This window comes from Floridaenema fluviatile BLCC-F154 (genome assembly GCF_041929135.1).
GTDB lineage: Bacteria > Cyanobacteriota > Cyanobacteriia > Cyanobacteriales > Aerosakkonemataceae > Floridanema > Floridanema fluviatile.
Genome location: NZ_JBHFNS010000090.1, coordinates 74,242 through 98,699, shown reverse-complemented (window position 1 = coordinate 98,699; position 24,458 = coordinate 74,242). Strand labels below are relative to the sequence as shown.

Annotated in this window: 21 protein-coding genes; 11 read left to right on the top strand and 10 right to left on the bottom strand. The window is 40.1% G+C overall.

The annotated features are described in order from the left end of the window. The 5 genes from ACE1B6_RS25215 to ACE1B6_RS25195 all read left to right on the top strand — a co-directional run. Positions 1-406, top strand: a 406-nt coding sequence (locus tag ACE1B6_RS25215) for a zinc ribbon domain-containing protein (protein ID WP_413260041.1), incomplete at its 5' end; no start/stop codon positions are given. Between the two features lie 346 nt (positions 407-752). After that, positions 753-980, top strand: a complete 228-nt coding sequence (locus ACE1B6_RS25210) for a DUF1816 domain-containing protein (protein WP_413260040.1) — start codon at positions 753-755, stop codon at positions 978-980. Between the two features lie 156 nt (positions 981-1,136). Continuing rightward, positions 1,137-1,493, top strand: a complete 357-nt coding sequence (locus ACE1B6_RS25205) for a DUF2499 domain-containing protein (protein WP_413260039.1) — start codon at positions 1,137-1,139, stop codon at positions 1,491-1,493. 134 nt (positions 1,494-1,627) lie between these two features. Then, positions 1,628-1,933: a DUF3593 domain-containing protein gene (locus tag ACE1B6_RS25200; protein WP_413260038.1), complete on the top strand. Its 306-nt coding sequence runs from the start codon at positions 1,628-1,630 to the stop codon at positions 1,931-1,933. 72 nt (positions 1,934-2,005) lie between these two features. Further along, positions 2,006-3,997, top strand: a complete 1,992-nt coding sequence (locus ACE1B6_RS25195; protein WP_413260037.1) for a protein kinase domain-containing protein — start codon at positions 2,006-2,008, stop codon at positions 3,995-3,997. 3 nt (positions 3,998-4,000) lie between these two features. Here the strand turns inward: ACE1B6_RS25195 and dnaE are convergent, their stop codons facing one another. Further along, positions 4,001-7,582, bottom strand: coding sequence for a DNA polymerase III subunit alpha (gene dnaE / locus ACE1B6_RS25190; RefSeq protein ID WP_413260036.1), 3,582 nt, complete (start codon positions 7,580-7,582; stop codon positions 4,001-4,003). A gap of 111 nt (positions 7,583-7,693) precedes the next feature. Then, a complete protein-coding gene (gene gatA / locus ACE1B6_RS25185) occupies positions 7,694-9,154 on the bottom strand; it encodes an Asp-tRNA(Asn)/Glu-tRNA(Gln) amidotransferase subunit GatA (protein ID WP_413260035.1) in 1,461 nt (486 codons plus the stop codon). 267 nt (positions 9,155-9,421) lie between these two features. On the opposite strand from gatA, the gene ACE1B6_RS25180 reads away from it, so the two are divergent. The 4 genes from ACE1B6_RS25180 (at position 9,422) to ACE1B6_RS25165 (ending at position 12,725) form a co-directional block, all read left to right on the top strand. Then, positions 9,422-10,324 carry a S1 family peptidase gene (locus tag ACE1B6_RS25180; protein WP_413260034.1) on the top strand — a complete coding sequence of 301 codons (903 nt, stop codon included), beginning with the start codon at positions 9,422-9,424 and terminating at the stop codon, positions 10,322-10,324. A 222-nt stretch (positions 10,325-10,546) separates the two neighbouring features. Next, complete coding sequence (locus tag ACE1B6_RS25175; protein ID WP_413260033.1) at positions 10,547-10,681, top strand: hypothetical protein; 135 nt, start codon at positions 10,547-10,549, stop codon at positions 10,679-10,681. A 399-nt stretch (positions 10,682-11,080) separates the two neighbouring features. Next, complete coding sequence (locus ACE1B6_RS25170; protein ID WP_413260032.1) at positions 11,081-11,812, top strand: DsbA family protein; 732 nt, start codon at positions 11,081-11,083, stop codon at positions 11,810-11,812. Between the two features lie 79 nt (positions 11,813-11,891). Further along, positions 11,892-12,725 (top strand): alpha/beta fold hydrolase, encoded by an 834-nt coding sequence (locus tag ACE1B6_RS25165; protein ID WP_413260031.1) that lies wholly within the window; start codon positions 11,892-11,894, stop codon positions 12,723-12,725. Between the two features lie 97 nt (positions 12,726-12,822). Here ACE1B6_RS25165 and ACE1B6_RS25160 read toward each other — a convergent pair whose 3' ends face one another. The 5 genes from ACE1B6_RS25160 to carA all read right to left on the bottom strand — a co-directional run bounded on the left by ACE1B6_RS25160 (position 12,823) and on the right by carA (position 16,763). Beyond that, a complete protein-coding gene (locus tag ACE1B6_RS25160) occupies positions 12,823-13,104 on the bottom strand; it encodes a DUF1816 domain-containing protein (protein WP_413260030.1) in 282 nt (93 codons plus the stop codon). A gap of 70 nt (positions 13,105-13,174) precedes the next feature. Further along, a complete protein-coding gene (gene rlmB, locus ACE1B6_RS25155) occupies positions 13,175-14,260 on the bottom strand; it encodes a 23S rRNA (guanosine(2251)-2'-O)-methyltransferase RlmB (RefSeq protein ID WP_413260029.1) in 1,086 nt (361 codons plus the stop codon). A 92-nt stretch (positions 14,261-14,352) separates the two neighbouring features. Next, complete coding sequence (locus ACE1B6_RS25150; RefSeq protein WP_413260028.1) at positions 14,353-14,772, bottom strand: Mini-ribonuclease 3; 420 nt, start codon at positions 14,770-14,772, stop codon at positions 14,353-14,355. Positions 14,773-14,881: 109 nt separating this feature from the next. Further along, on the bottom strand, positions 14,882-15,226 hold the full coding sequence (locus tag ACE1B6_RS25145; RefSeq protein ID WP_413260027.1) for an STAS domain-containing protein: 345 nt from the start codon (positions 15,224-15,226) through the stop codon (positions 14,882-14,884). 385 nt (positions 15,227-15,611) lie between these two features. Further along, the gene (gene carA / locus ACE1B6_RS25140) at positions 15,612-16,763 is read right to left on the bottom strand and encodes a glutamine-hydrolyzing carbamoyl-phosphate synthase small subunit (protein ID WP_413260026.1); all 1,152 of its coding nucleotides are present in this window, start codon (positions 16,761-16,763) and stop codon (positions 15,612-15,614) included. Positions 16,764-16,939: 176 nt separating this feature from the next. Between carA and ACE1B6_RS25135 the strand changes: the two genes are divergently transcribed. Further along, complete coding sequence (locus ACE1B6_RS25135; protein WP_413260025.1) at positions 16,940-17,854, top strand: retropepsin-like aspartic protease family protein; 915 nt, start codon at positions 16,940-16,942, stop codon at positions 17,852-17,854. Between the two features lie 66 nt (positions 17,855-17,920). Beyond that, positions 17,921-18,679 (top strand): peptidylprolyl isomerase, encoded by a 759-nt coding sequence (locus tag ACE1B6_RS25130; RefSeq protein ID WP_413260024.1) that lies wholly within the window; start codon positions 17,921-17,923, stop codon positions 18,677-18,679. 60 nt (positions 18,680-18,739) lie between these two features. Here ACE1B6_RS25130 and ACE1B6_RS25125 read toward each other — a convergent pair whose 3' ends face one another. From ACE1B6_RS25125 to ACE1B6_RS25115, 3 genes are all read right to left on the bottom strand, one after another. Next, the gene (locus tag ACE1B6_RS25125) at positions 18,740-20,875 is read right to left on the bottom strand and encodes a GGDEF domain-containing protein (RefSeq protein WP_413260023.1); all 2,136 of its coding nucleotides are present in this window, start codon (positions 20,873-20,875) and stop codon (positions 18,740-18,742) included. 89 nt (positions 20,876-20,964) lie between these two features. Continuing rightward, positions 20,965-22,062 (bottom strand): anthranilate phosphoribosyltransferase, encoded by a 1,098-nt coding sequence (gene trpD / locus ACE1B6_RS25120; RefSeq protein ID WP_413260022.1) that lies wholly within the window; start codon positions 22,060-22,062, stop codon positions 20,965-20,967. A 416-nt stretch (positions 22,063-22,478) separates the two neighbouring features. Continuing rightward, the gene (locus ACE1B6_RS25115) at positions 22,479-24,326 is read right to left on the bottom strand and encodes an ABC transporter ATP-binding protein (RefSeq protein WP_413260021.1); all 1,848 of its coding nucleotides are present in this window, start codon (positions 24,324-24,326) and stop codon (positions 22,479-22,481) included. Between the last annotated feature and the right edge of the window lie 132 nt (positions 24,327-24,458).

Sequence of the window (24,458 nt, the reverse complement as noted above, 5' to 3'; positions counted from 1 at the left end):
TATTAGCGATGTTTCTTGGTATCAATTCACGCAATGGGTGAATTATTTTGCCAAGATCCACAAGATAACCTGTATCGCTGTACCACCGCAATTCACGACTATCGATTGTTCTGTTTGTGGGGCAAAAGTTTATAAGACTTTAAGTACTAGAACTCACCAATGTCCTCACTGTAAAACAGTTCTGGATCGTGATTGGAACGCAGCAATTAATATCTTAAAAAAAGGGTTGAAATATTTAGGGGAATACCTTAACGGTACTGTTGGGCAAACAGAAACCGACCCAAACGACTGGGGAGAATCCGGCCTCTGGGTCTTCAACAGAGATGTTGATGATTTAAGCTGTTTCGTTGAACCAGTAATCTCAAGAAGTGATTCTGGGAGAATCCCCCGTCACAGCGACGCTTGACGGGGGAGTATGTCAATTAGGGTAAGATTTTTGGCTAATTAATTCAAAATAGATAATTACAACTAGATGAATTTGGGGATCAGTTTTAGATCGAAGTTTTACCAAAAATTCTCTATCTATGGCAGGTAAAATTTATGACTTTTGCCAGAATCAAGGAGAGCAAAACTGTCAAGCTTTGTAAAATCCGGCTAATTGTATTCTTGATATCAATTTTTCGTTAGTGCTTGCAGTATAATTATCCTCTGTGTTCAATAAATTACTGAATCATTTTTTAACGAAAGACTACAAAAGCTAAGAATGGCACAAGTATATTGGCAAAAGAAGCAAAAGAAAAGGAGATAAAAAAATGTCTTGGTGGTTGGAGATTGTTACCAAGAAGCCTAGCTGTATCTATTATTTTGGGCCTTTTGATAGTTTAAAAGAAGCGGAATTAGAGAAAGGCGGTTACATAGAAGATTTAAGGCAGGAACAAGCAGAAGTAATTGATACAAGGATTAAGTTTGATAATCCTTTACAATTAACGATCGATTTAGATGAACCTGGCAGGGAAAGGGAAATTAAAGTTCCGGCTTAGTTTAAGAGTGCGGATAATCTCAAAAGAGAACTAGCTGAGAGTTGTATTTTTTAGCAGTGAACTCAGCTAGAATAATCTGTCGAGCTATGCTGATAAAGGTATATTAGTTAACTGAAAACTTGATAACATAAAATAAATTTTATTTATTGTTGATTCATGCACGTACTTTCAATCCCGACTTGGATCATTCACGTTTCCAGCGTTATGGAATGGATAGCGGCAATTTGGTTAATTTGGACTTATGGTGAAGTCACGCAGAACCGAGCGTGGTATGCTTTGTCTATCGGGATGCTGCCAGCTTTAGTGAGTGCGATGTGTGCTTGCACTTGGCACTACTTTGATAATCCAAAGTCGTTGGAATGGTTGGTAACTCTGCAAGCGTCGATGACGGTAGTGGGGAATTTTACTTTGTTGCTAGCTGGTTGGTGGATTTGGCGATCGACAAAATCTGGTATGGTAAAAACACCTGTTAGTCAGGATCGCAAGCAAACTTCTACTAAATTAGGACTTTGACACTCTCCGGGCTAAAGCCACAGAGATTATAAGAAGTTTATAAGAAGTTGTTCCGAAGCGGGATTTATCCCGTCGCGTCGTTTTTCCTCCCCTGCTTGAAAGACAGGGGTTTCTAAACTCCCGTGAGGTTTTTGATGATTTCTAAAGACACCCTGTTTATTGTGTCACTATTTCCCTATTTGGGTTTCCTGTGGTTTATTACTCGTTCCCAACAAATGCCACGTTTAGGTTTAATTGGATTTTATATGACCTTAGTGTTTGTTGGTGTGACTATTCCCGCAGGAATTTACGCAAAAATAGTTTATGGTGAATCCTTGGCAAATGTTGATTGGTTACATGGTAGTGCTGAGTTCTTTTTAACCTTGGCAAATATCTTGGTGGTGTTAGGCTTTAGACAAGCGATAATGGAATTGAAGCGATCGCCTCAAGAAAAAAGCTAGTAAAAAAGATAGTATCAAGACAGAAAAACCTGCTAACCAGAACAAATCAAGCCCGCGGGTGCCTTGCTAATTATGATATGTTGCCTCAACCCCAATTGTAAACAACCATTAAATCCTTCAGGTAGAAAACTCTGCCAAAGCTGCGGTAGTAAATTAGAACCACTATTGAGAAACCGCTACCGAGTAGTAAAACCTATTGGACAGGGAGGATTTGGCAGAACTTATCTCGCAGCCGATCAAGATATGTTAAATGCTAGCTGCGTGATCAAGCAATTTTCCGTACAATCGCAAGGGACGCAATCTCAAGAAAAAGCGATCGAACTTTTTCACAAAGAAGCATATAGACTGCACGAACTAGGAGAACATCCCCAAATTCCTACCCTGTTAGCTTACTTTGAACAAGAGAAACGATTGTATTTAGTACAGCAGTTTATTGAAGGACAAAACTTATACCAAGAACTGGTACAACAAGGGGCATTTAGTGAAAACAAAATAAGGGAAGTTTTGCGAGATATTCTGCCAGTATTAAAATTTATTCACGAACGGCAAGTAATTCACCGAGATATTACACCAACTAACATTATTCGCCGCCAAATTGATGGCAAATTGGTGTTAATAGATTTTGGCATTGCTAAACAAATTACCGAAGGTACAGCCTCTCAACCAGGAACAAAAATTGGCACAGAAGGTTATGCACCATTAGAACAATTGCGGAACGGACAAGTATTTCCCGCTAGCGATATTTATAGTTTGGGTGCAACCTGTATTTACTTAATGACCCAAGTTAAACCAGACAGCCTTTATAATCCTTTAAATGGGCAGTGGATTTGGCGCGATTATTTACGGAAAAAAGGCTCAAATGTCAGCGATAACTTAACCCAAATTTTAGATAAAATGCTCAAAGATTGGGTGAATGAACGTTATCAATCAGCAGATACAGTATGGCAAGATTTAAATGTAGTTGGTTGGGAACCCGCTACTGGGAAAAATCCTCCTCCTGTCAAACCAACTCCAGTAACTCCCCCAGCTTCAGTTCCCCGCAAACCTGCAACAAATCCCAGCATTTCTGGACGTTTAAATAGTACGAAAACACCAGTTTCTCCAGGAAGAAACATCCGCCGTACTATCACTCCTCCACCTGCTTCTCTACCACCAAATTCCAATTCTGCACAGCGAATTTGGCGATGTGTGAATACCTTAACTGGACACAGTTCTTGGGCAATGGCAGTAGCTATTAGTCCCAACAAACAAGTGATTGCTAGTGGTGGTTTAGACGATCAGATTAAGATTTGGAGTTCGCAAAGCGGAGAACTTTTGCATAGTTTATCAGGACATACCAAAGCAGTTAATTCCTTAACTATTAGTCCTGATGGCTTGATTCTTGCTAGTGGTAGCGATGATGAGAAAATCAAGCTTTGGAATTTACACAACGCTACTTTAATGCAAACTTTAACCGAACATTCTAGAGATGTTAATGCAGTGGCAATTAGTCCAGATGGACAAATGTTAATTAGTGGTGGCGATGACCGAACTATCAAATTATGGCGACTAAAAAATGGCTTGCCAATTCGCACTTTGTTTGCCTCTGCGGGGATGATTAAAGCTATAGCAATTCATCCGAAAGCAGTGTTAATTGCCACTGGCGGTTTAGATAATCAAATTAAACTTTGGAAGTTAGCTACAGGAGAATTAGTTAACACCCTTTACGGGCATTTTAACTCAGTTTATTCTGTAGCCTTTAGTCCTGATGGGGAAATGCTTGCTAGTGCAAGTAAGGACAAAACAGTTAAATTGTGGAATTTAAAAACCGGAGAAATAATTAGGACTTTTTCGGGACATAATGGGTATGTAAATGCTGTACAAATTAGTCCCGATGGTCAAACGGTGATTAGCGCCAGTAGCGATAAAACTATTAGGATATGGCGCTTAGAAACTGGCGAATTGTTGTTTACTTTGAACGAACATACTAGTGCAGTGAATGCTTTAGCAATGAGTATTGATGGTCAATTACTTGTTAGCGCCAGTTCTGATAAAACCATCAAAATTTGGCAGGGATTTGGTTGATTTTTAAAATTCAATTAACGAGTGAATCCACGCATTAAATTTGGCATCTTTAAGGCGGGAAACAGCATTTTCGTAATCCTGTACCCAATATTCTTTGCCAAAACGTACAGCTTGACGGAGATGTTTACCCTGCACAAGTGCCATTACTGGAAATTTTGACTGTTCATTGCTGGAATATTCTTTTAAAATTGCTCTGAGATTATCGAGTAGTTGCTGTTCTTCAATTTGCTGTAATGTTAGTTCCAAAATTACCATAACTTCTGGTTTATCTATTTCTGTTTCTTCGGTTTCTTCCAGACTCGCCAGTGCATCAGCGGGAATTGATTCTGCTTCATTAACAATTAGCTGAATTTGCTCTTCTTTCGTGTCTACTTTACCTTTTAAAATTAGCGGTGTATCTGTTACCAAAGAATCGTTAACTTTGTCATAAGTTTTGGGAAAAACTACTGCTTCATATTTGCCAGTTAAATCTTCAATTTGTAGAATTGCCATTGGATCGCCTTTTTTTGTGATTACTTTTTTAATTTCGGTAATCATGACAATTACGTTAATATTTCCTTTTGGTTTTTCGGTAAATTTATTCAGGGTGATGGGAGTGGGATCTAAACCTAATTTAGGTGCTAATTTTTCTATAGCTTTTAAAGGGTGAGCAGAAACATAAAAGCCGAGCAATTCTTTTTCAAATTGCAGCTTTTCTTTGGGGGCGAAATCATTTATTTGTGGTGGTTTTGGTGCCGGACTTCTGACACTTCCTAAGTCAAATAAAGTTGGTTGTTCGGAAACGTCTTTACTTTTTTGTGCCCAACTAACGACGAAAGGTAAATGTTCAATGAGTTGCTGACGATTTTTATTTAAACAATCTAATGCGCCACATTTAATTAAGGCTTCTAAGGCGCGACTGTTGACGCTGTGGAGGTTGATGCGATCGCAAAAATCCGCCAAATCTTGAAATTTTCCTCCCGCTTTCCTCACTTCTAAAATATTTTTAATCGCATTTTCGCCCACATTTTTAATTGCCGACAAACCAAACAAAATTTTCCCATCTGAAGGTGTAAAATTAATATCAGAACGGTTAATATCTGGCCCTTCTACTTTAATGTTTAATTCCTGACAGTTAGCAATGTATTTTTGCACTTTATCTTGATCGCCACTGTTAGCTGTTAGCAACGCAGCCATGTATTCGCCAGTGAAATTTGCTTTTAAATAAGCGGTTTGGTAAGTGACGTAAGCATAGGCGGTTGAATGGGATTTATTAAAACAGTACTCCGCGAACAAAACCATTTGATCGAATAACTGTTCTGCTATTCTTCTATTAACTCCATTTTTAGTTGAACCATCAATAAAAGTTTCGCGCTGTTTCTGCATTTCTTCAGCTTTCTTTTTGCCCATTGCCCGCCTCAATAAATCGGCTTGCCCTAAAGTATATCCTGCCAAATCTTGAGCCATTTTCATGATTTGTTCTTGATATACTAATACCGCATAAGTTTCTTGAAGGATGGGTTCTAGCAATGGATGTTCGTAATTAATTTCTTCTCTGCCGTGTTTGCGATCGATAAATTTAGGAATCAACCCCGCATCTAAAGGCCCCGGTCGATACAACGCTAAAATAGAAGAAATATCTTCGATACTCGACGGCTTTAACTTTTTCACCACATCAAGCATTCCCGAAGATTCTAATTGAAAAACCCCTTCCAAATGCCCTTTTTCTAGAACCTTATAAGTTTTTTCCACCTCTGGCGGACGTTTTTTAACCTCGCCTTTAGATAATATTTTAAATGCCTTTCTTTCATCAGCAGTAATATCATCAGGATCGACGTGAAATCCGCGATTTTTCTCAATTAAATCTAAAGTATTTTGAATAATCGTCAGGTTTTTCAACCCCAAAAAGTCCATTTTTAACAAACCCAGAGATTCCAAATCTTCCATGAAATACTGAGTAATTACAGAACCATCATTATTCTTTTGTAATGGTACAACTTCATCCAAAGGTTGAGCAGAAATTACCACACCCGCAGCGTGAACACCAAAGGTTTTGTTAGTACCTTCAATCCGCATTGCCATATCAATCCAACGCCGGACATTTTCATCATTATCATATTTCTCTTTAAACTCTTGGGCAGGAGTATCATCAGAAATCATCACCTTCAACTTAGTTGGTTTTCCCCTTACCACCGGGATTAATTTTGCCATTTCATCCGCTTCTTTGTAAGGAATATCCAACACTCTGGCGACATCTTTTAACACTGCTTTAGAAGTTAAACGGTTAAAAGTAATAATTTGCGCTACCCTTTCTTTGCCGTACTTTTCAGTTACATATTCAATTACTTCTTGCCTTCTTTCAATACAAAAATCGGTATCAATATCAGGCATTGATTTCCGTTCAGGATTCAAGAAACGTTCAAATAAAAGCCCATGATGTACCGGATCAATATTCGTAATTTTTAAAGCATAAGCAACCAAAGAACCTGCCGCAGAACCTCTTCCAGGGCCAACTGGAATGCCTTTATCTCTAGCGAATCTGATGTAATCTCCCACCACTAAAAAATAAGTGGAAAATCCCATCTGTTCGATCATTTTTAATTCATATTCCAGCCTTTCTTTATATGCTGATTCGATGTCATTATAGCTACGACTATTGCATCTTTCTTGCAATCCTTCTCTAGCAAGTTGTTCTAAATAAGTGCTAGGTGTATGTTCTGGAGGAACTGGATAATCTGGTAATCTTGGTTCGTTAAATATTTCGTATTTTTTAACTTTATTTGATACTTCTATAGTGTTTTCTATTGCTTCTTTAATTACTTCATCGGGCAAATGATCGCGGAATAATTGCACCATTTCGTCAGGGGATTTTAAATATTCTGTCCCGCTATAGCGCATTCGGTTGTCTTCAATTAATTTCTGACCTGTATTAATACATAATAAAGCGTCGTGTGCTTCCACATCAGAGCAACCTGTAAAATGGGAATCATTAGTGGCAACAACTTTGATGCCTAACTCTTGGGCAATTTTAACGATTTCAACATTAACAATTCTGTCTTCTAAATAACCGTGATCTTGAATTTCTAAATAATAATCGTCTTTAAATACTTCTTGATACCATTTAGCGCATTCTCTGGCTTCTTTTAATTTGTTTTGTAAAATCAGTTGCGGAACTTGACCCGCACGACAACCGCTAGTAACAATTAACCCTTCGTGATATTTTTCTAATAACTCTCGGTTAATACAAGGACGGGAAAAGATGCCTTTGCCTTGAACGCCTTGCAAGTGAGAAATAGTTGTTAATTTAACTAAGTTTTTGTAGCCTTGGGTGTCTTTTGCTAAGACAATTTGGTGATATTTCTTGCGGCGTTTTTCCTGTTTTTCTATTTCGCCTTCTACCACGTACATTTCGTTACCGACGATCGGCTTTACGTTCTTATTCCGGCAAACTTTAATTAATTCGATCGCACCATACATCACACCATGATCGGTAAGTGCGATCGCAGACATACCCAATTCTATGACGCGATCGATCAATTCAGGAATTTGACTAGCGCCATCAAGTAAACTGTAATCGCTGTGCGTGTGTAAACCAACAAAAGACATATTTTTCGTCCTTAGTTATTTGTAATTTGCCATTGGTTACTAGTGATTGGCGATCGGATAATTCCCCAGTCCCCAATCCCCAATCCCCAGTCCCCAATCCCCAATCCCTAGTTAATCCAAATTCGGCTTTTTCTCATTCCAAGTAGTTGCTTGTTCATAAGCGTAAGCTACTTGCAAAAGCAATTCTTCTTGTAGAACATTGCCGATTAATTGTAAACCAATTGGTAAACCTTGTTCGTCAAAACCGCAAGGAATACTTACCCCTGGCAACCCAGCCAAATTAACTGGAATTGTCATCAAATCGGTTAAATACATACTCAAAGGATCGGCAGTTTTATCACCTGCTTTAAAAGCCGTTGTTGGTGCAGTGGGACAAACTAAAACATCAACCTTTTCAAAAGCACTCTCAAAGTCTTTTTTAATCAAAGTGCGGACTTTTTGTGCCTTCAAATAATAGGCATCATAGTAACCTGCTGATAAAGCATAAGTTCCTAACATAATCCGCCGTTTTACTTCTAGACCAAATCCAGCAGAGCGAGTCTTAGTATACATAGATAAAAGACTATTAGCCTCTTCATCGCGCATACCATATTTCACGCCATCGTAACGGGCTAAATTTGCCGAAGCTTCTGAAGGAGCAATGATGTAATATGCTGGTAGACCATAGCGGAAACGGGGACAAGAAACTACATGAATTTCTGCACCTAATTCTTGCAAAGTTTCGATCGCTTTAGTTACAGCTTTCTCCACAACTGGATCTAAACCTTGACCAAAAGTTTCCGAAATTACGCCAACTCTTAAAACTCCCCTAACTTTGAAATTCGGTTTCAAAGATTTAGCATAATTAGGGATTTTCACATTTAAACTAGTGGAATCTTTCGGATCGTAACCTGCGATCGCACCCAGTAAAATAGCTGTATCTTCGACCGATCGACCAAAAGGCCCAATTTGATCCAAAGAAGAACCATAAGCCACCAAACCGAAGCGAGAAACCAAACCATAAGTCGGCTTCATCCCCACAATACCGCAGAAAGACGCAGGCAACCGAATCGATCCCCCCGTATCCGAACCCAAAGACACCACAGCCTCATCAGCCGCCACAGCCGCAGCTGAGCCCCCCGAAGATCCACCAGGAACCCTTTCCAAATCCCAAGGATTAGCTGTAACCTGATAAGCCGAAGTTTCCGTAGAACTACCCATTGCGAACTCATCCATGTTCGCCTTACCCACCATTACCGCCCCAGCTTCCGCCAACTTTTGAGTTACGGTTGACTCGTAAGGCGGGATAAAACCTTGCAAAATTTTTGAGCCGCAAGTAGTGGGAATTCCTTTAGTACACATATTGTCCTTAATGGCAATAGGAATTCCCGCCAGCAGCCCAATTTCGTCACCAGCGGCAATTTTTGCATCTACCGCCTTAGCCTGTTCTAAAGCCTTATCTGCTGTGACGCACAAAAAACTACGCACTTTCGGTTCTACCGCCTCAATGCGTTCTAAAGCTTCCTTAGTTATTTCTACAGCAGAACGTTCTTTGGTGATGAGTTGTTGGTGCAACTCGCGGATGGATGCCATGCAGCGACCTCTTTTTATCTTATTGCCCAGATCTATAAGTATAAGTTTCCTCGCCCATTGAAAATTACCTCGATCGTCACTGATGGTAATTCCCCAAAACTTAGGCTGGGCAGATGAACACGCTATTTTAACGCTTAAACATCCACTTTTACGTAATTAAATGTAAAGTTTTATGGCTGTCTGTGCCAAGCTCGACTATTCTGGGAAAACCTAGTGATGGTTAACTTAATCGTTGATTTTGATTTGATTTAATTTGGAGACAGAAACATGAGATTTTACGATCGACTACCAGCAATACTCGCAGGTACAGCAATTGTTAACGCCATTGTGGTAATGCAACCTCGTGTTGCTGTTGCCCTTTCCGGGGAAGAAATTAACAATATTGCTAGAGAAGTTACGGTTTTAATTATTGCCAAAGAAGGACACGGTTCAGGAGTAATTGTTGCCAAAGACAATAATACTTACTATGTCTTAACTGCTAATCATGTAGTTAGCGATCCTGATGATTACAAAATCATCACCTCTGACAGACAAGCCTATAAACTTGATTACAGGAAGGTGAAACGTTTGCCTGGAGTAGATTTGGCAATTGTAGAATTTAGTAGCGATAAAAATTACAAAGTTGCCAAGTTAGCAAATTCCGATAAACTCACAGAAGGCAAGCCAGTTTTTGTTTCTGGATGGCCTAGACCTGGTGGTACAGGACAACTTGTTCGTCAGTTCACAGATGGGCGAATTTCAGGATTTTTAGACCAACCTGTAGAGGGTTACAAGATTATTTATACTAACGTAACTCAGCCAGGAATGAGTGGTGGGCCAGTAGTAGATGCAGGAGGTAGAGTTGTTGGTATTCATGGCTGGGGAGATACTGCCGATCCTAAAGCATTACGCAGAGAAGGTCTATCTCCAGAGGCAGCTAATAGTATTGCTAGGCTGATCAAACCTGGTTTTAATTATGCAATTCCGATTAATACTTTTTTGAGTTTAGCGCCGCAACAAGGGATTTATTTGGCTTTACAAGTGGAAAATTCATCTGCACCAGAATTAGGTGCGCCTCTGGCTAATTCAACTCCTGATAAACGGGATACGATCGACGATATTAATAATGTTTTGAATACGGTAAATCGAATCCAAAATACGATTCGGAGAATTCCCGGATTTCGTTTTTAGGTTGTTTGGGGGAAAGGACGATCGCTATTCGTGTGTTGAGCGCGATCGCTCTTTTTGTGTTAATGAGAAAAAGTGCGATTGGGTTGTTTTTGGTTATGCGATCGGACTATGTTCTGTTATTTATGCGATCGCTTGAGACAAACAAATTAAAGAATCATTATAAAAATGTGTTAAAATGATTTTTAATTTGCTATTTTGTAGGCAAATAAATAAGGTAGCAGGATGGAAAACTGTACAGTTGCGATCGGCAGCACATCTTACAAAACCCTGCAACAAAACTTGAATCTGTATTTAGAAAACATTTCGCAATCCAGTCACCGCCAGCCAAATTCGCAATTGTCTGAGCAAATTATTTGATATTCATGCAGATATAGAACGTCAAGTAAAAAGGGAAAATACTCGGATTAACGAATCTGAATTACCAAAATTATGGATTCTCACTCCCACAGCATCACCACTTTATTTAGAGAGGTTAAATGAGGCTACACAACAAGGAATACAACAAGGTGAAAGCATTGTTGTAGAAAACTTGCTCAGAGTTCGTTTTGGAGTATTAGATGAGGAACTACAGTCAATAGTTGCTCCTTTGTTAGAGTTAGCACCAGAAGAGTTTACATCGTTGTTATTACAATTATCGAGAGAGGAATTATTAGCTAGGTTTAGCAGGTGATTTTTTTGCGATCGCATAACGTGCGCCCAGCACAGATCGCACTTACAATAAAAACATCAGCATCTCACCATCTCATGAGGTAAATTATGCCGATAATCCGAGTCTTCATATTACTACTCACTTTAATATTCTTTCTTTGGACATCACCCGCCCAAGCAGCTACTAAAATTTCCCCTCAATTAGAAGAACAAGTTTTACAAATTATCCGCCAACATCCCGAAGCAATTGTTGAATCTGTTCAAGCATACCAAGAGAAAATACAAAATCAATTAGTGCAGGCACAGCAGGCATTTGTTCAACAAATGAAAACTAACCCCGATGCGATAATTGGTCAATCTCCAATGACGGGATCGCCTGCAAAAAAAATTCTGTTAGTAGAGTTTTCTGACTTTCAATGTCCCTACTGTGCCCAAGCACACAAAACTATTAAAGAATTCATGGCAAAACATCAGAATGAAGTCACTTTAGTTTTCAAACATTTTCCGCTATCTAATATTCATCCCGAAGCTTTATCAGCAGCAAAAGCAGCTTGGGCAGCTGGGCAACAAGACAAATTTTGGCAATATCATGATGCTTTATTTACTCAGCAAAATAAACTTGGCGAACAATTCTATTTAGAGACCGCTAAAAATTTGAACTTGGATTTGGAGAAGTTTAATAGCGATCGCCAAAACGCCGAAAAAGCCATCACCGAAGACATGATTTTAGGCGAAAGCGTCGGCATTTCCGGCACACCATTTTTTGTCCTCAATGGCGCAACATTTTCCGGCGCAGTTCAATTATCAGACGTGGAAGATGTATTAGCCCGTGTTAAATAATCAATCATCTTTTGGTCATTAGTCATTGGAAAAATATTACAAATGACCAATAACTAATGAGAAAGGACAAACCACAAAAATGCAACTCAACGTGAACATTCAAGGCCAAGGATTTCCCATTCTTTGCCTACACGGACATCCTGGTTCTAGTAACAGTATGTCCGTTTTTACCAAACACCTTTCCCAACGCTTTCAAACGATCGCCCCTGACCTACGCGGATACGGTCAAAGTCGCTGTCAGGGTAAATTTGCCATGCAAGACCATTTGCACGACTTAGAAAGCCTGCTAGACCGCTTACAAATACAGCGTTGCCTAGTATTAGGGTGGTCTTTAGGAGGCATTTTAGCCTTAGAATTAGCCTTGCGAAAATCGGAAAAAGTCAGCGGATTAATTTTAATTGCCACCGCTGCCCGTCCTCGTGGTAATCATCCGCCCATTAGCTGGCAAGATAACCTTTATACAGGATTAGCGGCGATCGTAAATCAACTACAACCGGGTTGGCAATGGAATATTGAAACTTTCGGGAAAAAATCCTTGTTTCGCTACCTGATTCAACAACATACTCCAGCAACTTACAACTTTATTGCCACAGAAGCAGTTGCCGCTTATTTACGAACATCTTCAGCTGCTACACGCGCCTTAACTACAGCGATTAGAACAGGTTATAACCGACTTGAAGACCTCTGGCAAATTCAATGTCCGGCTTTAGTTATGGCAGGATCGGACGATCGCCACATCACCCCAGAATCAAGTTTGGAAACAGCACGGCATCTCAAAAACTCACAATGGCAATGTTATTCCCACACCGCCCATCTTTTTCCTTGGGAAATCCCAGAACAGGTGCTTCAAGATATCGATCGCTGGATCTCAGAACACCCAACAGTAATATCAGGTAGAGAGACGGGGAGGTAGGGAGATGGGAAGATGGGGAGATGGGAAGAAATTTACCCTTCTGCCTTCTGCCTTTTGCCTTCCCCCACCAAAAATTCCTGATTAGCGATTCGATATCTTAAAACTGACCGCTGAAAGCTGGTGAAGCCTTGCGGTCAATTTTCTCCCCCAAATCGTCCTCTACTGTCAGTTCGTTTGGCTTACAGCGTTTAATAAATACATCAACACCCATCGCCCCTTCCATTTCCAAATCTTCCAAATAGCCAGTCTTAGCCAATTCAGCTTCCTTCTCTGTGAGAAAAGGGCCGAAATAGTAAGTACATTGGGGTTTGTGAGTAATAATTTCAATCCACCAAGCCAAACCTAAGAAATTTAGAATGCTGAGCAAAACTTCTTTCATGACCTCAACCTGTCCTCTAGGATGCAATGCCGTCTAGCGAGCTTCTTTATTTAAATTTCTTTATACTCTGTTACCTTTCTTTTTTCAAAGTATCTTTTTTTAACCTATCCAGGTGTAGTGTAGTTGACCAACGTTGGCGGAAAATTTCGTAAAGCGCCATCCCTGCTGCTACTGAAGCGTTCAAGCTAGGAGTTTTTCCCCCCAAAGGAATAGACACGAGAAAATCGCAGCAACGTTGAGTTAACAAACTCAGACCTTCTCCTTCGGAACCTACCACCAAAACTATTGGGCCAGTAAACTGAACCGTATGTAATGCTTGCTCAGTATTCGCCTCGGTGCCATAAATCCAAAAACCTGCTGTCTTTAATTCTTCCAGAGCCGATCGCAAATTAACCACCCTAGCCACAGGCAGATTTTCCAAAGCCCCCGACGCGACTTTCATCACAGTTGAAGTCACTCCTACCGCCCGTCGTTGCGGGATCACCAAACCATGAACTCCCAAGGCTTCTGATGTGCGAATAATTGCCCCTAAGTTATGGGGGTCGGTAATACTATCCAAAACCACAATTACTGGTTGTTCCGAAGCTGCTTTAGCTTGGGAAATCAAATCTGCTAACTCTACATATTCATAAGGTGCAACCTGTGCGGCAATTCCTTGGTGATTACCTTTGTGAGTAATGTAATCTAAACGCTTTGCTTCTACCTCATCAATTACAGTCCCATTTGCTTTCGCTTGCGTTAATAATGTATGGAAACGGGGATCGTAACGCAGATGAGGCAAAATCCAAATTCGATTCAGCGCCCGCTGATTCGTCAATGCTGCTAACACCGACTGACGACCATAAATCATATCTAGATCTTCAGATTCCTCTCTAACCTCTTGATTTATCTGCCGAGGTTCCTGTCGTGATTCACGTCTAAATTCACGTCGAGGTTCGCGTCGAGGTTCGCGTCTAAATTCACGTCGAGGTTCATTGTGAGACTCATGTCGAGTTTCATCGTGGGACTCATTGCGAGACTCATTCCGCAGTTCAGGTGCGGGAAGGTTACCATTGACTTTCCGAATTGGTTTTACCGATGGTCGGTTTAACCTGCCTTTCAAAGGTCTACTGCGCTTGGGTTTACCTGGATTTTCTGGGCGGTAATTTTTACTCATTATTTTATCGAAACCTTTACTAATCACCTATCAGGTGTCTGATTTTAATGTACATAGTCAAAATTGCTAGTTTCAGCTGTCTTGAGTTTTATTTAACAGTCTTCCCCTTGGGGGAAATCTAACTCTAATTTGGCTAACAGCTGAGCTAAACGCTGAGAATCGGTGAGATAAAGATATCCAATCAAAGTTTCTAGGCTACTAGCTTCTTGATAGATTTTCGGGGATAATCGCTTTGGTCCTGAGCCAGCAGCATTTCTGCCCCGGCGCAAAATTTCGCTCTCGGCTTCTGTGAGATGGGGTTGGAGCGATCGCAAATGTTTTACCTGACTCTCTGCTCTCACTTGAAACACCACCTGCCGATGATACTTATCGATCCTTTTGGCAGGAAAAAGATAATGGCTCCGAACATAAAGCTCAAAAACTGCATCTCCTATATATGCCAAAGCTACAGGAGAAAGCTGATTAACTTCAGTCAACGAGTAATTTATCTCTGAGAGCGGCTGATAAAACATCGCTTCTGGATTTTACCATAAATGCAATTGGGATTGATTATTTTGTTTCAAAACAAATCTGCTATCCAGAAAACGACCGGATAGCATCAGTTATTTTAGCTTAGCCAGCTTATTTAATATTCTCTAGGGCAGTATCTACCGATGATTGCAACGATAGAAACTTTTCTAAACGTACTAGCTTAACTGTTTGGGTAACACGAGAATTGGGGACAATTTGTAAAGTACCCCCATTATTTTGCGCTCGCTTAGCTGTTTGTACTAAAGCACCCAAGCCAGAACTATCGACAAAATCGATTTGGGAGAGATCCAAAACAATATTTTTTGGCCCATCATCGATACATTTGCCGATCACTTTACTAAAAGTCGGTTCCGAAAAGGCATCCAATAAGCCTGTCAGACGAAATAACTGGTATTTTTCCTTGACATCTCTTGTGCCTCTAAGGCTCACGGTCAAGGTTAGTGGCTCAGGAATAATTCCCTCCTAGCTCCATAGTCACCTTCTGTCGAGGCTCCAGTATATATAGTTTCTGGGATTTTGTCTAGGGATTTAGGGATTATTTTTAGGGACTGGGGACTGGGGACTGGGGGCTGGGGACTGGGGGCTGGGGACTGGGGGCTGGGGACTGGGGACTGGGGACTGGGGACTGGGGACTGGGGGCTGGGGGCTGGGGGAAAGTTTTGAGTTTTTCGGGAGCATCCCAGTTTGGGAAAAATATCTGTAGGGGCGTTAGGGGCGTTCGCGTAGCGTGCCGTAGGTATTAGCATTCCGGCAGTAAAGCTTTGCTTGTAATCAATAACTTTTCTACTGGAATGCTTCGCCCTTGCCCAATTGGGATGCTCTAAACAGAGGTAGTTTGGCGATTTTGACGCATTGTTTGGACGAACTGTTCAAAGAGATAGTCAGCGTCGTGGGGGCCTGGGCTGGCTTCTGGGTGATATTGTACGGAGAACATGGGTAGGGATTTGTGGCGTAGACCTGCGACGGTGCGATCGTTTAAATTCAGATGGGTAATTTCGACGTTGGCGTTGGGAATGGAATCGGGATCGATCGCAAAACTATGATTTTGGCTAGTAATCTCGACTTTCCCGGTTAACCCAGCAGGTTGATTTAAGCCTCGATGACCAAATTTCAGTTTATAAGTATCCCCACCCAAGGAAAGACCTAAAATTTGGTGTCCCATACAAATGCCAAATACAGGTTTTTCTGCTTTCAGTAAAGCTTTAGTAGTTTCAATTCCTTCAATATTTGCTGCTGGATCGCCAGGGCCATTAGAAAGGAAAATTCCATCAGGATTGTATTTTAAAATCTCTTCTGCTGGTGTATCTGCGGGAACTACAATTACTCGACAACCATAACTTGCTAAACGGCGCAGAATATTCTTTTTCACGCCGAAGTCTAGCGCCACAACTGTAAAAGATTCGTCAGTTTTTTCTATTGGTTTAAATTCCCAAACTGGGTTAGTAGGTTCCGACCATTCGTAAATCTTCTCAGTGGTGACATTTTTAACTAAGTTTAATCCTGCCATACTGGGAGCCGCTTTTACTTTAGCAAGTAATTCTGATGGATCGAGGATTTCGGTAGAAATTCCCCCGTTCATTGCCCCAAATTCCCGAATTTTCCGGGTTAAAGCACGAGTATCAATGCCGTAAATTGCCGGAATATTGTATTGTTTCAAATAATCGGGTAAAGATTGGGTCGATCGCCAATTGCTAGGACGGGTGCAGATGTTGCGGGCAATAGTGCCTCTGACTTGGGGACGTTCTGATTCTTCATCTTCGGGATTAATGCCTGTGTTGCCTAGTTCGGGATAGGTAAACAACACGATTTGACCGCAGTAACTTGGGTCAGTTAATACTTCTTGGTATCCAGTGATGCCAGTGTTAAACACAACTTCTCCTATTGTGGTTCCTGGGGCACCGAATGACCAACCCCGAAAAGTTGTGCCATCTACTAAAACAAGCAATGCGGGTTGAGCGTCTAAAAGTGGCATAGTTTCCTGTCTTTGATTCGTAGCGATGTCGATCTTACACGACCTTAGAGAGGCGTGCGGTTTTTCATTAGATTAATGTTGGGATTTGATTACATTGAGGAATTTTTTTGTTTACAAAAGCTTAAATTTCGATTTTTCTCACTTTGGGCAAGGTTAGATTAGGTGCAGAGGAGAGTGTGGCTAAAATTTTGTTAAGCAAATTCTCAACCAAAGTTTTTATGGAAAAAGTTGTTCGCGATCGGGCGTTATTGATATTACTTACCGGAATGGTAACAGTTATGAGTATGGCTTGTAGTAGTGAGAAAGCTACGGAAAGCCCTAATGTTAAAGTTAAGTCTCAAGTAAATGCTTCGGTGGCGAAGACTACGGCTACTGTTGGAGCAAAACCAAAAACTGTGACGGTAAAACAAAATCAGGCACAAGTGGTGGTAGAGGATAGTTATGAGGAGGCGCAAGCTAAAGCTACCCGTGCTAAAAGTATCGGTGAGTCAGCCCAATCTCGCGATGATTGGAAACTCGTCAGCAGTCAATGGCAAAAAGTAATGCAACTGCTCAAAGCTGTACCAACTTCTAGTCCCAATTATGCCCAAGCGCAAGCCAAACTAAAAGAATATCAAGAACAAGCTGATTACGCTGCTAAACAAGCAGACCCTAAATTTAAGCAAGTTTCTCTGGCGAGTAAGTGTACGACAAAAGTCAGCACTAGTGCGACTTCTGGTACTGTGATTCGTGTCCCAATTAAACGGCGCGAATTTGGCACTTTGGTAATTGATGTGACGCTGACTAACGCTAATATCAAGCAAACTTTCGAGATGATGTTGGATACTGGGGCTAGCGGTACGGCGATTACTCAAGAAATGGCAGCTAGATTGAAGGTAGAAAGTTTTGCTGTGGCAAAGGTGAGTACTGCTGCGGGTGGTGCTTTAATTGGTGTTGGCTGTCTGGATACGGTACAAGTGGGTGGTGCTTCGCTGAAAAATGTCCCGGTGGGCATTCCACCAGGATTAAGCATTGGGCTACTGGGACAAGACTTTTTTTCCCGCTATGACATGACTATTAAAAATAATTTTGTCGAATTCCGGGTACGGTAAAAGGAACACAACAGCCATAAAATTAATAAGGGCAAGGAAATTAATTGTGTAAAATCTGGCTAATTCATGACTTCCCAATCATTTCTTATAGTTGATGACCAGCCTATTTTTTTGGAGCAAGCTTTGCGATATCTGCAAAGTTGTGGCAAACTTGGGCTTTTTATCGGGGATATTCTGCGACAGCACATTATTGAGCAAGAACAACTTAAGCTGACCGATCCTCAAATTGAAAATGCTCTTGTGGAACAGGCAATTATTGATTTTCGGATTCAAAGTCAGTTGACCGATCCGAAGCGTTTTCAAGAGTGGCTGAATAGTAAGGGTGTAGATTACCCGACTTTTCATAATCAGTTTGCTTTTAATTTTAAGCTGGACAAACTGAAGAATCAAATAACTTCATCTAGGTTGCAAGACTATTACAATGAGCGGAAAATTTTTCTAGATCGGGTGGTTTTGTCGCGGATTATTGTGGATAATCCTGATGTGGCGGAAACTCTCCGGGAGCAAATTGAAACTGGTGATAGTTTTGAAGTGGTGGCGCGGGAAAATTCTTTGACTGAGGAGCGTTTAGCTAATGGAATGATGGGCGCTATCAGTATGGGAACTTTGCCGGAACCTCTCCAAGGTGCGGTAAAGGATGCTGAGCCTGGGGCTCTTTTAGGGCCTTTACAAGTGGAGGGACGTTGGGGTTTGTTTCGGGTTGAGCAGTTTTTACCTTCTTCTTTGGAGGATGTTCAGGTAAGGCAAGCTTTACAAAATGAGTTGTTTGAACGTTGGTTAGGGGAAAGATTGCAGAAGCTAAATGTGAAGTTGCAAGTTAGTTGATTTTGATTGTAGGGGTAGGTGATGCGATCGCCCCTACAACAAACTACAATCAAGAATTTGTTAGGCGCAAACTAGGCGATCGCGTCCTTGTTCTTTAGCATGATAAAGTGCTTGGTCGGCTAAAGTTAGTAATTCTAAATAGGAAGTTTGTAAATTAGGAATCATACAGCTAATTCCTAAACTTACGGTTACGTATTGGCTAACTTCCGAGTTTCGATGGAGAATCGCTAGTTGTTTAATTTTTTGATTAATGATTTCCGCTATTTTCATGGCTCCGTTAATATCTGTTTGGGGCAGAATTATCGCAAATTCTTCGCCGCCATAACGAGCGACTAAATCTCCGGGACGACGCACTAATTTTTTGATGGTGAGGGCGATTTTTTTTAAGCAATCATCGCCTGCTATGTGACCGTAAGTATCGTTATAAAATTTGAAATAATCAACATCTAATAAAATTAGTGCTAGGGGAGTTTTTTCTCTTCTATTTCTGCGCCATTCTACTTGTAAGTATTGGTCGAAATAGCGGCGATTTGCTAATTGAGTTAATCCGTCAATGGTGGCTAATCTTTTTAATTCTTGGTTGGCGGCTTGCAGTTTTTGATAAAGTTCTGATTGATAAATGGCGATCGCTAATTGATCGGTTACTGCACAAGCTAATTCTATATCTTGTTGCTGCCAAGGTGAATTAGTTTTACTAATTAAACTTAAAATTCCCCAAAGTCGATTATCAAAATGTAGCGGTACTAATAACCAAGCGCCGGGATAAGTTTGAGAATATTGGGAAACCATTTCATCTTTGCTATCACTAGGATTGGTAATTTGTACTATTTTGAATTGATGGAGTTGTTGGACAATATTGCTATTTATTTCTGGTATTTCTTGATGCAAAATTGTTGAATTTGTGGGATTTTGATGATACTCAGATACACAGCGCCATACTTTAAATAAGCGCAAATATTGAATAATGTTTGCTGTTTCTACTGCTAAAAGTTGGGCAATTTCTCGACTAGCAACGTCAAAAATTATGTTGAGATCTAAAGAGTTGCGAATTATGCGGACTACTCGATAAAGTGCTTGTTCTTTTTGTGCTTGCTGAGTTAAGATGGTTTCTACTTGTTTGCGATCGGTAAGATCTTCTGCTAATCCGACATGACGTAAGAGATTTCCTCGATCGTCATAAATCGGAAAACTCTTTGCTAAAATCCAGCGAATTGAGCCATCTGTTCTGACAATTCGGTACTCTTTTTGCGAAGAAAACCCTCGTTTCATTAAATCAAAACTATTTTTTACTCTGTTAATATCTTCAGGATAAATAGATTCTAGCCAAGATTGAGGTTTGGCATATAAACTGTCGCAAGTTCGACCCCAAATTTTTTCATAAGCGGGACTAACATAAAGTGTTTGGCTCAGATCGTAAGATTCAATAAATAGCACTTCGTTAAGATTGTCTGCTAATTCTTGAAAATGGAATTCACTTTGCTTAATTGCCAATTCTGTACGCTGACGTTCGTTTAATTCCAGTTGCCAGCGTTGATTAAGTGCGAGAATTTCTAATTCAGCTTTGGCTTGTTTTAGTTCTGCTTCTGCTTTTTTATTCTGATTATTATTCACTGCTACGGCAGCGAAATTCAGCATTTCTCCTGTATAGTCTCGATAGACAAACAAGGTCATTTTATTATCAGTAATATCAATGGCAGTGGAAACGAACATTTGTTGACTGGAATGATTGCTCAAGCAAGTAGTAAATAATTGCCAAATGCGTTTTTCGCCGCTTTTGGTGCGAATAATTAGCTCTTGAGCAAAGGTTTGTTCAGGACAAATTTTTGCGGATAATTGGCAATCTTTACAGGAATTTTGCTGAAAGCTTTTCTCGGATGTTTTTTGATGTTCATTTTGGGTAATGGCTAGTTTTACCCAATCTGCAATGGTGGAAATTTCCTCTATTTGATATCCGGTGATTGCTGTCCAAGCATGGTTAATTTGTAATACTTTGCCATCGGCTGTATGTAGCATACTTGCTACTGGTGAGTGCATAAAAGCACTACGAAATTGATTTTCAGTTTCTTGACATTTTTGATAGGTAATTAGGTGCTGGCGATTGATGCGATTTAGCGATCGTACTTTCCACCAAAGCAACGCTAAAAATAGTAAACTGTAGATGCCGAAACCGAGGTTAAATAGAACAACCACTCCCATAATTAATATTAAGATGAGCGGTGTTCTGCAAAAAAGCTGATTCATAATTAATGATTATCTAGCTGTAAAAAGCTAGATTCCAGCGAAGTTTAAGTTTGGAGAAATGCGACTAATTGCTCTAACTTTATCCAAGCTGCACCACTAGATAAAATTTCCCTCACTAATGCAATACCTTTTTGATAATCACCAAGGGGAATTAATTCGCCAATTTGCAGTGCTATTGCTGCATTTAAAGTTACGATATCTTGTTGTGCGGCTGTACCTTTTCCTTGCAAAACATTGCGTAAAATTTCCGCATTTTCGGAGACATCACCGCCCCGAATTGCTGCCGTTGGTGCAGTTATTAAACCTAGTTCTTGAGGAGCGATCGTTTCTAATTTAACTTCTCCTCCTGATAATATTGCTAAGTCTGTTTTATCTGCTAAACCTGCTTCATCTAATTTTTCTCTGCCATGCAGGACGATCGCTTTTTGCATTCCTAATTGATTCAAAGCATGAGCAATTGTCAACATTAAATTCGGATCGAATACTCCTATTACCTGTCCTGTAGGACGTAAAGGATTCACTAAAGGCCCTAATAAATTAAACACCGTTCGCACTTTTAAAGTCCGTCGCAATGGAGCAACAACTTTTAAGGCGGGATGCCATCCGGGAGCAAATAAAAAAGTAATTCCTACCTCTGTTAATGCTGCTTCAACTTTTTCAGCATTAGCATTAAGATTGACTCCTAAAGCTTCTAATACATCCGCAGAACCTACGCGACTAGAAGCAGAACGATTGCCATGTTTCGCTACTGCTACACCCGCAGCCGCAGCCACAAAAGCCACTGCTGTAGAAATATTAAAAGTTGATGCGCCATCGCCACCTGTACCGCAAGTATCAATTACAGGATTGGTTGGTTGTTGGTTAGAATATGCTCCTACTCTCAGAGATTTTGCTTGCAATACTTTAGCCATTCCTGCTAATTCTTCGGCAGAAACCCCTTTTGCTTGCAATGCGGCTAAAATTGCTCCTGATAAAACAGGATCAATTTCTTCATTCAGCCATCCTTGCATTAAATCAGTGGCTTGACTGCTAGATAATGATTGTTTTTCTAGTAATTGTTGCAGTAAGTTTGACCAATTACCGGAATTAGTGGAGTCAGTAACAACGATACTTTGTGACAAGGAAGCTTCGGAAGTCGTCATGAATATGAATGAAATTGCTAGTGAACTATCATTTTAAAGCAATTGTCCCCCGAAAATCTTAAATAATTATTTATTATTAATCATTTTTGAAAAACTTTTATTACTAATTAATATTAATAAACATTTCTCCAAAATCGTTATTAAGTAACTAGTGATTATTCAGGTAATTATTAAAACATAGTTTTTATGTTGGCAAACTGCGATACATTTATAATAGACAAATAGCAATGATTTTTATAAGTAAATATAGAGATATCTGGGTATAGTTACGGATTGGCGATCGAAGATTACCAGAAAAAGTTTCCTATTCCCTAATCCCCGATCGCCTATTCTTAGCACTTAACTCCATTTGCTAGTTATAAGTTAGCCCCCTGCTTATCAAGGAGGGCTAACTTATAACTAACAACTTATGTTACTTAAGCTCCTAAAAGTTGCAACTTATACAAACTCGCATAAAGTCCGCCTTTTGCTAATAGTTCTTCATGACTTCCGATTTCGACTAATTCACCGCGTTTTAGTACCAAAATCCGGTCTACATTGCGAATTGTAGAAAGTCGATGGGCGATAATAATTGCAGTTCTTCCCACAAGTAATCTGTCTAATGCTTCCTGAATTAAAGCTTCAGTTCTCACATCTAAATTAGCAGTTGCTTCGTCTAAAACTAAAATTCTCGGATCGCGAATTGCGGCTCTAGCAAAAGCTAATAACTGTTTTTGACCTCCTGAAAGATTGGTTCCTCTTTCTCGAAGTTCAGTATCATAACCTTGGGGTAATTGTTCAATGAATTGGTCAACGTTAGTAGCTTTAGCGGCAGCTTTGACTGCTTCTAAGGAATAATTTTCTCCTAAAGTGATGTTACTTTTGACATCACCAGAAAAGAGAAATCCGTCTTGTAAAATTACGCCTATGTGCCGACGAAGTTCAATTTGGGGTAAATCACGAATATCAACTCCGTCAACAATAATTCTTCCAGAGGTAGGTTCGTAAAGCCGACATAATAAGCGAATGATTGAACTTTTTCCTGCGCCTGTTGGCCCGACTAAAGCAATTTTTTCACCGGGATGAATGGTAAAATTGAGGTTCTTTAAAACGTATTCATTGGACTTATAAGCAAAGTCAACTTGTTCAAAGCGAATTTCTCCCATTGACTCAGCGCCGTTATGTTGAGAATAACCACTTATTGGCAAAGATTTGGGGGTTTCGGAGTCGCGAATTTCGATCGGTTCATGGAGAATATCAGTAATCCGTTCGACAGCGGTAAAACCTGCTTGAATTGAGGTAAATTTTTCGGCTAATTGTCTGATTGGATCGAACAAACGTTGGGAATATAAAATGAAGGTGGATAAGATGCCAAAAGTTAAGTTTTCCTGCAAAACAAACCATCCACCTAATCCTAAAACGCAAGCGATCGCTACTAAAGAAATCCATTCTAAAGTAGCAGAAACAGCTGAATCATGAAAAATGGTGCGATCGATTTCTCGAATATAGCGTTTATTAGTGTTGCGAAACACCTCAGCATTAAACTTTTCCCGGCGGAACATTTGCACCACATTAATCCCGACAATGTTTTCTTGTAATGTGGAATTAAGCGCCGAAAGTTCTTCCCTAGCTTTATAGTTTGCTTGCCGATATTGCTTTTGGAAATAAACAATTACCAGGGAAACTGGAATTAACATTAATATCAGCATTATTGCTAATTGCCATTGCAAAGTTAACATGAAAACAGCAATTACCAAAATACTAAATAAATCGCTGACAATCCCAATTGCACCAGTAGAAAAAACATCTCCCAAAGCTTCAACATCGCTAGTGAGGCGAGTAATTAATTTACCGACTGGAGTTCGATCGAAAAATTTCACTGCTAAGGAAGTTACATGAGTAAATAAATCCTCACGAATTGCGGCTGTAATTTGTTGCCCAATTCGCTGCACCGTGTAGGATTGAAAACTTACGAGTACCATGCGAATAGCTACTGATACTAACAGTAAACCCGCCAGAATGTTGATTCCTTGAGATAAGGTGACACCTTGTAAAAAGGGAAAATTTGTTGGTTCTCCGCGAATTAAAGAAACAGCTTGTCCAATGATTAATGGTTGAATTGAACCGGAAATTGCTACTGGTAGTAGGAGGGCGATCGCTATAATTAACAATCGTTGATTCCGGCGTGCATAAGGAACTAACCACAAAAATAATCGCCAATCACTTTCCCGGCGAGGCGATTTTCGATCGGCATCTTCCTTAATTAGTGGTGATAAACGAGTCATTCTAAAACCTAATTAGCAATTATCTGCTACTCCATTTTATATTTTAATTTTTAGATTTTAGAAGTACGAATCACCTTCCTTGCTGCCCTGGAGACTTCCACCCTCTTCTACTAATGGCTGATGACAAATAAC

Bases quoted from the DNA above. Each gene is read 5' to 3' on its own strand.
- ACE1B6_RS25170 (WP_413260032.1), top strand. From the start codon at position 11,081: ATGCCGATAATCCGAGTCTTCATATTACTACTCACTTTAATATTCTTT.
- ACE1B6_RS25175 (WP_413260033.1), top strand. From the start codon at position 10,547: ATGGAAAACTGTACAGTTGCGATCGGCAGCACATCTTACAAAACCCTG.
- gatA (WP_413260035.1), bottom strand. From the start codon at position 9,154: ATGGCATCCATCCGCGAGTTGCACCAACAACTCATCACCAAAGAACGT.
- ACE1B6_RS25130 (WP_413260024.1), top strand. From the start codon at position 17,921: ATGACTTCCCAATCATTTCTTATAGTTGATGACCAGCCTATTTTTTTG.
- ACE1B6_RS25180 (WP_413260034.1), top strand. From the start codon at position 9,422: ATGAGATTTTACGATCGACTACCAGCAATACTCGCAGGTACAGCAATT.
- ACE1B6_RS25125 (WP_413260023.1), bottom strand. From the start codon at position 20,875: ATGGGAGTGGTTGTTCTATTTAACCTCGGTTTCGGCATCTACAGTTTA.
- rlmB (WP_413260029.1), bottom strand. From the start codon at position 14,260: ATGAGTAAAAATTACCGCCCAGAAAATCCAGGTAAACCCAAGCGCAGT.
- carA (WP_413260026.1), bottom strand. From the start codon at position 16,763: ATGCCACTTTTAGACGCTCAACCCGCATTGCTTGTTTTAGTAGATGGC.
- ACE1B6_RS25200 (WP_413260038.1), top strand. From the start codon at position 1,628: ATGATTTCTAAAGACACCCTGTTTATTGTGTCACTATTTCCCTATTTG.
- dnaE (WP_413260036.1), bottom strand. From the start codon at position 7,582: ATGTCTTTTGTTGGTTTACACACGCACAGCGATTACAGTTTACTTGAT.
- ACE1B6_RS25150 (WP_413260028.1), bottom strand. From the start codon at position 14,772: ATGTTTTATCAGCCGCTCTCAGAGATAAATTACTCGTTGACTGAAGTT.
- ACE1B6_RS25210 (WP_413260040.1), top strand. From the start codon at position 753: ATGTCTTGGTGGTTGGAGATTGTTACCAAGAAGCCTAGCTGTATCTAT.
- trpD (WP_413260022.1), bottom strand. From the start codon at position 22,062: ATGACGACTTCCGAAGCTTCCTTGTCACAAAGTATCGTTGTTACTGAC.
- ACE1B6_RS25205 (WP_413260039.1), top strand. From the start codon at position 1,137: ATGCACGTACTTTCAATCCCGACTTGGATCATTCACGTTTCCAGCGTT.
- ACE1B6_RS25115 (WP_413260021.1), bottom strand. From the start codon at position 24,326: ATGACTCGTTTATCACCACTAATTAAGGAAGATGCCGATCGAAAATCG.
- ACE1B6_RS25195 (WP_413260037.1), top strand. From the start codon at position 2,006: ATGATATGTTGCCTCAACCCCAATTGTAAACAACCATTAAATCCTTCA.
- ACE1B6_RS25165 (WP_413260031.1), top strand. From the start codon at position 11,892: ATGCAACTCAACGTGAACATTCAAGGCCAAGGATTTCCCATTCTTTGC.
- ACE1B6_RS25160 (WP_413260030.1), bottom strand. From the start codon at position 13,104: ATGAAAGAAGTTTTGCTCAGCATTCTAAATTTCTTAGGTTTGGCTTGG.